Annotated in this window: 1 protein-coding gene; it reads left to right on the top strand. The window is 70.6% G+C overall.

All coding sequences use genetic code 11. The features are described from left to right. Positions 1-1,079 (top strand): oligopeptide/dipeptide ABC transporter ATP-binding protein (locus ACFR9S_RS09110; RefSeq protein ID WP_379818467.1); only part of this gene is annotated, 1,079 nt, incomplete at its 5' end. Positions 1,080-1,235: the final 156 nt, after the last annotated feature.

Raw genomic sequence — 1,235 nt, 5'->3', positions numbered from 1 at the left:
GCGCCGAGGAGGGCGAGCGACCCGACACCACCGTCGGCGTCGACGACAGCGTCACCGTCCGCGAGGACGCCCCGCTGTCGATCGACGACGTGGACGTCGAGACCGACGAGGCCGAGGTGCGCGTCGAGGTGACCAAACACGCCTCGGAGATGCGCGAGGACCGCGTGCGCTACCTGCTCGAACAGGTGGGGCTGCAGGAGGAGCACTTCTACCGCTACCCCCACCAGTTCTCCGGCGGGCAGAGTCAGCGCGTCGGCATCGCCCGCGCGCTCGCGCTCGAGCCGCGGTTCCTCGTGCTCGACGAGCCTGTCAGCGCGCTGGACGTGAGCGTGCAGGCCCGGATCATCAACCTCCTCGAGGACCTCCAAGAGGAGCTCGGTCTCACCTTCCTGTTCATCGCCCACGACCTGAGCGTCGTCCGACACATCGCCGACCGCGTGGCGGTGATGTATCTGGGCGAGGTGATGGAGCTGGGGCCGACCGAGGAGGTGTTCCAGGATCCCGCCCACCCGTACACCGAGTCGCTGCTGTCGGCGATCCCCGGCTCGTTGGTCGAGACCGGCGAGCGCATCACGCTGCGCGGGACGCCGCCCAGCCCGCGTGACCCGCCGACCGGCTGTCGGTTCTCCACGCGCTGCCCGGCGAAGATCCGCCCCGACGAGTACAGCGTCTCCGGCGAGCACTGGGAGGCGCTCGACCAGCTCCACTCGGTGCTCCGGGCCCGCGCCAACGCCGAGAAGAGCATCGTCGACGTGGTCAAAGAGCGCCTGGGGATCCAGGACGTGTCGACGGTCGACGAGCTCTTACTCGAACTGTTCGACGCCGAGGAGACCGCCGACGGCGTCTCGCTGAACATGCCCGACGACGCGGCGTCGGTCGTGTACGAGGCCGTGGAGATGGCCCGCGCCGGCGACGAGGACGGCGCCGCGACGCGGCTGGACGAGCCGTTCGGCAGCGTCTGCACCGAGGAACATCCCGACGCCAACGCGGTCGGCACGGAGCGGGAGAGCCGGTGTCTCCGCCACCGCGAGGGGTACGAGGACCCCGGCCCGGTGATCGAGCAGCGCTACCGGAGCTAACCCTCGTCCCCGAACCGACAGGGCTTACGCCACGGGGACGTACCCTCGCCCGTGTCCGATCCGTCCGTCTGCGACCTCTGTGACAGCCCCGTCCCCGAGCACCGCGAGGGGGCGTTCTGCTCGCCGGGCTGTCGGTCGGTCGCCGAGACCCTCCCC

The organism is Halolamina salina, assembly GCF_042678005.1.
Taxonomy (GTDB): domain Archaea; phylum Halobacteriota; class Halobacteria; order Halobacteriales; family Haloferacaceae; genus Halolamina; species Halolamina salina.
The sequence above is the reverse complement of the archived record's forward strand: the minus strand, read 5'-3'. Positions and strand labels throughout refer to the sequence as shown.